General features: G+C 65.8%; 5 protein-coding genes. 2 read left to right on the top strand and 3 right to left on the bottom strand.

Annotated features, from left to right (window positions below):
* From ACRDUX_RS18625 to ACRDUX_RS18615, 3 genes are all read right to left on the bottom strand, one after another.
* Positions 1–604, bottom strand: a 604-nt coding sequence (locus tag ACRDUX_RS18625) for an ABC transporter substrate-binding protein (protein ID WP_526415500.1), incomplete at its 3' end; no start/stop codon positions are given.
* Between the two features lie 39 nt (positions 605–643).
* Positions 644–1,933, bottom strand: a complete 1,290-nt coding sequence (locus ACRDUX_RS18620; protein WP_526415499.1) for an NtaA/DmoA family FMN-dependent monooxygenase — start codon at positions 1,931–1,933, stop codon at positions 644–646.
* Between the two features lie 136 nt (positions 1,934–2,069).
* Positions 2,070–3,677, bottom strand: a complete 1,608-nt coding sequence (locus ACRDUX_RS18615; protein WP_526415498.1) for a rhodanese-like domain-containing protein — start codon at positions 3,675–3,677, stop codon at positions 2,070–2,072.
* Positions 3,678–3,906: 229 nt separating this feature from the next.
* Here ACRDUX_RS18615 and ACRDUX_RS18610 point away from each other — a divergent pair, with 229 nt between their 5' ends.
* Both ACRDUX_RS18610 and ACRDUX_RS18605 read left to right on the top strand, forming a co-directional pair.
* A complete protein-coding gene (locus tag ACRDUX_RS18610; RefSeq protein WP_526415497.1) occupies positions 3,907–4,647 on the top strand; it encodes an ATP-binding cassette domain-containing protein in 741 nt (246 codons plus the stop codon).
* The coding region (locus tag ACRDUX_RS18605) for an ABC transporter permease (RefSeq protein ID WP_526415496.1) at positions 4,644–5,063 on the top strand (420 nt) is incomplete at its 3' end. The genes ACRDUX_RS18610 and ACRDUX_RS18605, both read left to right, overlap by 4 nt.

The raw sequence follows: 5,063 nt of genomic DNA, 5'->3' as shown, positions 1-5,063 counted from the left end.
ACACGAAGGGGCCTGCGCCGACCGGTTGGGTATCGAGGGATGCCGGATCGCTCTTGGCCACCTTCTCGCTGGCGATCAGACCTGGGCGACCGGCGACCAGCAGGGGCACTTGGTAATCCGTCTGTGTCAGGTTGAAGCGCGCGGAGAGGTCGTCGACGACGTCGACGGACTTGATGGTTTCGATCAGGTCCTTCGACCGGGAGTTCTCCTGGGTCTTGGCTCTGTCGAAGTGGAACTTCACCGCCTCTGCGTTCACGGGACTTCCGTCGCTGAACTTCAGGTTCGGGCGCAAGCGAAAGGTCACCTGGGTGCCGTCGGCGTTGTACTTCCAGGTGTCGGCAAGCCCCGGTGTCGGCTTGCCGTCCTTGTCGATCTCCGTGAGTCCCTCATAAGCCAGCGGGAGTCCGAAGATGTCCCAACCGATTTGGGAGGTGACGGGATCCCAGCTGGTCGGAATCCCGATGGCCCACTTGAGCTCGGCGCTATTGCCGGCGATGGTGCCGCCGGAGCCGCAGGCACCTGCCAGCGCGGCGACGGCCGCTAGGACGGTCGCCAGAACCAGGGCCTTCTTGGGACGCGACGGTTGCCGCGATGGGGGTCTCATCGTGCTCCTTTGTGATGACGTGCGGTCCGCCGTGAGAGGTCAGGCGAATGCGGCTCGCGCTCCGGCACCTTCCGAATATGCGCGCTTGTAGATGCCCTTGGCCTGAAGGAGTGGGATCACGTGATCGACGAAGTCGGTCAGGCCGCTGGGAGTGATTGCCGGATTGACGTTGAAGCCGTCGACTGCCCCCGAGGTGAACCACTCCTCGATGTCGTCGGCCACGTGTTCGGCGGAGCCGACGAAGCGCAGGTGACTGTTGCCCGAATCCGTCACCCGGAGGATCGACCTCAGGGTCGTACCGGGCGTCGCGTGGCTGCGGACGATCTCGTGGAAGCTCCGGCCGCCTACGAGGCTCTCGACCGGCGGTAGTCGATCGACGGGGAACTCGTCGTCGAGGCCGACTCCCGACAGGTCGGCGTCCAGACGCTGTTCGAGGATTCCGATCGATCGCTCCGGCGGGTTGAGTGCGCTGATCTCGTCGTGCAGGCGTTCGGCCTCGGCGTCGGTGCCTGCCACGATGGGGATCAGGCCGGGCAGGATCTTCACGAGCGGACCCGATCGCCCGATGTCCTTCTGCCGCCGGTGAATGTCGTCACGGAAGCTGCGGGATTCCTCGATGGTTCGCTGCGCGGTGTAGACGGCATCGGCGTACGCCGCCGCGAGTTGACGCCCGGGCTGCGACGATCCCGATTGGAACACCAGCGGGCGGTCCTGCGGGGACCGTGCCACGTCGAGCGGCCCACGGACCGCGAAGTGCTTGCCCCGGTAGTCGATCGGGTGGATCTTGCCGAGATCGGCCTGACTTCCTGCCGCCTTGTCGATGCCGACGGCGTCCGCATCCCAGCTGTCCCAGAGGCGAAAGAGCACCTCGAGGAATTCGTGTGCTCGGCCGTATCGCGATTCGTGGTCCGGAAGATCGTCGTAGCCGAAGTTTCTGGCCGCGTCGGCCGACCCCGAAACGACGATGTTGACGCCTGCCCGGCCACGACTGATGTGGTCGAGTGTCGCGATCTGTCGCGCGATGTTGTAGGGGTGGTTGAACGACGACGAGATCGTGGCGATCAGACCGATGTGAGAGGTCGATGCGGCCAGCGCCGAGAGCAGCGCGACGGGCTCCAGCGGGGAGAACAACGTCGTCCATTCATTGTCCGAAGCCACCGGCGAGTTGGCGATGAACAGTCCGTCGAACAGGCCGCGCTCCGAGATGCGGGCGAACTCCTGGTAGTAGTCGAGATCGAGGGCCCGCTCCGGGCTGGCATCCGGATGCCGCCATCCCCCCTGGGTGAATCCGATCGCGCGGATCACCGAGTTGAGCACGAGCTTCGACATCGACGGACTCTCCTTCGCGGGCATGACAAGGGTTCAAGGGTGACCGCGATGTGGTGACCGAACAACACTGTTTGGCTACGGGTTTAGCCCAGCGACGCTTAAGGGTCCCGGAGTCCTCCGGTCGGGTCGGGCCCCGTCAGGCGAACTTCCTGAACGGCACGCTGTCGTCCTGTTCCAGCTCGGCGACCAGGCCGAGTTCCCAGGACAGGTAGCGGCGGAATCCCGCCTTGCGTTGCTCCGGATCGCTTTCGCGCCACCCGGAGGGGACGACGTCCTCGGCCGGGTGCAGCCAACTCTCGGTACCGGACTCCACCTCAAGTCCCGCTGCCCGCCACGCCTGGGTTCCGCCGTCGAGTACCTGCACCACGCGGTCGGTGACGACGGAAAGCTCGGCGGCAGCGAACCGGGCCAGCGCCGGGTCTTCCGAGGTCAGGGTGATGGGACCGGTACCAGGGAGGTCCGAGACGGAGCCGGCCAGCCGGGACCTGATGGCGAAGTGCGCGCCAGGGATGTGCTGTGCCCGGTATGCGGGACTGGGCCCGAGGTCCACGACGGTCCGCTCGGGTGCGTCGCGCAGTTCCTCGACTCCGACGACGGTGTAACCGTCGCCGGGAATCTCGAAGGCAGCCGGGGCCGGTCCGGTCTGAAGCTGCTCACCGGACAGGGCGTCCTCGACCACGAACACTTCGCCCCAGCCGATTTGGGCAATCCACGAGGCGGCCACCGTCGCGCGGACGGTGTCGTTGTCGACCAGCACGATGCGGGCATTGTGGGTGCCGACGTGACGGAACGTCCACGGTGCGACATCCCAGCTGGGCGCCGAGCGGGAATCCGCCAGATGGCCCGACTCGTACTCGTCGGGCGTGCGCACGTCGAGCACGTACAGCGTGCGGGTGTCGGCCTCGCGGCGAAAACCCTCGAGTGTCTTCTTGTCGATCCGGGTGATCGAGAACCTCTCGGCGAATCGCGCGGCCGCCACCTTGGCGGCGTCAAACGCCGCACCGGTGGGTAGCGGGGCTGCGACGGACTTGCCGTGATCGAGCTCGAGGCCCTGGAGTACCCAGGCCTGTGTGCCACCCTCCAACGACACCACCCGGTTGGGCAGGCCCGCGTTGATGAGCACCTGGGCGCCGAGAATACTGCGGGTACGCCCAGCGCAGTTCACCACCACCAGGGAGTCCGGCGACGTGACCACCTCGGCAGCGCGGTACACCAGTTCGGCGCCGGGGATCGAGGTTCCCCCTGGCAGGCTGTGGTTCTCGAACTCCCCGATCGGGCGGCTGTCCAGAAGGACGACGTCCTCGCCTGCCTCGATGCGCGCCAGGTAGTCGTCGACGGTGATGTGCGGGGTGTCGTAGACGTGTTCGATCCACTCGCCGAAGGCCTGGCCGATCACGTGGTCGCCACCGGTCTGCACCTTGCGACCCGCCTGCGCCCAGGCCTGCAGCCCCCCGTCGAGAACCCGAACATCGGTGTAACCCAGTGCTTCCAGCCGCTGTTGGGCGCGCACGGCCAGTCCATCGCTGCCGCCGTCGTAGACGATCACGGGCGTGGACAGCCGCGGGATTCGGCTTCGGATCCGCAGTTCGAGGACGCTGAGCGGAATCGACACGGCAAGCAGGATCGAGCCCTGCGCCGCGGTGACGCCGGCTTCCCGGACGTCGACCAGCGCGTATTCGGTTGTTCCGCTGATCAACTGGTGCAGTGACTCGGCACTGATGGTGCCTGTGGAGACTGTCGTCATCGCTCGTCCTTCCGGGTGGTGTGCATCGAGAAAGAGTCTCGGTCCAGCCCGCGGCGCGAACAACCGGCTTCCGCTACAGGAATGTGACGCTCCGGCTTAACCATTCATCAGCGCCCCGGTAATTTGTTTTGCTCACGGAGATTTCAATCCGATGGAAGTTATGGCGGCGTCCGCACGACCGCCGTCGTGCGGTTCGTTCGGTGCGTGACCGTGGGAGTAGGTTGCCGTGGTGCCCTCTGCCCTGGTCGTCCGGAAACTGAGTAAGACGTTCCGTTCGGGCTTCACTGCCCTGCACGGCCTCGATCTGGACATCCCCGATGGTGCCTTCTTTGGTCTGCTGGGTCCCAACGGGGCAGGAAAGTCCACGTTGATCTCGGCGACCTGCAATCTCCTGCGGCCGACCGCAGGCGAGATCGAGATCTTCGGCCACCCGCACGACTCGCGCACCGGTCGCGCGCTAGTCGGCCTGGCAGAGCAGGAAGTGAACCTGGACCGCTTCCTGACCAACGCGGAGATCTTGATCTACCACGCCGGGTACTACGGTGTGGGCCGCCGCGAGGCCACTCGCCGCGCCCGCGACCTGCTCGAGCTCCTTGGGCTGGCGGACAAGGCGCGCCAGCATCCCAATGCGCTCTCGGGTGGTATGCAACGTCGACTCTTGTTGGCGCGAGCGTTGATTCACCGGCCTCGGCTTCTGATCCTGGACGAGCCGACCGCGGGCGTGGACGTGGAGCTGCGGTCCGACCTGTGGGCTTACATGCGGGATCTGCACCGGATCGGCCACACGATTCTGCTGACGACGCACTATCTGGAGGAGGCCGAAGCGTTGTGTGACGAGGTGGCATTGATCAAGGCGGGACGTCTGATCTCGCGTGACAGTGCCGCACGACTGCGCGCCGAGTTCGGCGCGACGGATCTCACGCAGGTGTACAACCGGGCGATGGCTGCAACCCTCACCGAGGTCCAGTGACCGAGAACTGGCTGGTCTCAGCGCCGTTGACGCCCTACGACCGGCCGTATCATGCGCAGCGGCCGGCGTTCACGTGGCTGCTGCAGCGCGAAATCGTGCGCTACCTGAAGAATTGGCACTTCACCGTCGTCGGCCAGATCCTGGCGGCGCTCCTGTTCGTCTTCGTGTTCGGGTTGGCGATAGGCGGCCGGATCGACGGGGTCCGCGGTGTTCCCTACAAACAGTTCATCCTGCCGGGCCTGGCGGTTCTATCGGTGGTCACCGCCGGTTACATCCAGGGCACGGCGTCGCTCTTCGAAGCCCGCAAGGACCGCTTCATCAACGCGGTGTTGGCCAGCCCGCTGCGGTGGTGGGAGATCAACCTCGCACTGACCCTCGGATCGATGGTGCGCGGGATTCTCATCGCGACGGGACTT

It is taken from the genome of Mycobacterium sp. (assembly GCF_050701675.1).
GTDB lineage: Bacteria > Actinomycetota > Actinomycetes > Mycobacteriales > Mycobacteriaceae > Mycobacterium.
This window is presented reverse-complemented; position numbering and strand designations above follow the sequence as displayed.

Excerpts from the sequence above, each read along its gene's own strand:
- ACRDUX_RS18620 (WP_526415499.1), bottom strand. The coding sequence starts at position 1,933 with ATGTCGAAGCTCGTGCTCAACTCGGTGATCCGCGCGATCGGATTCACC.
- ACRDUX_RS18615 (WP_526415498.1), bottom strand. The coding sequence starts at position 3,677 with ATGACGACAGTCTCCACAGGCACCATCAGTGCCGAGTCACTGCACCAG.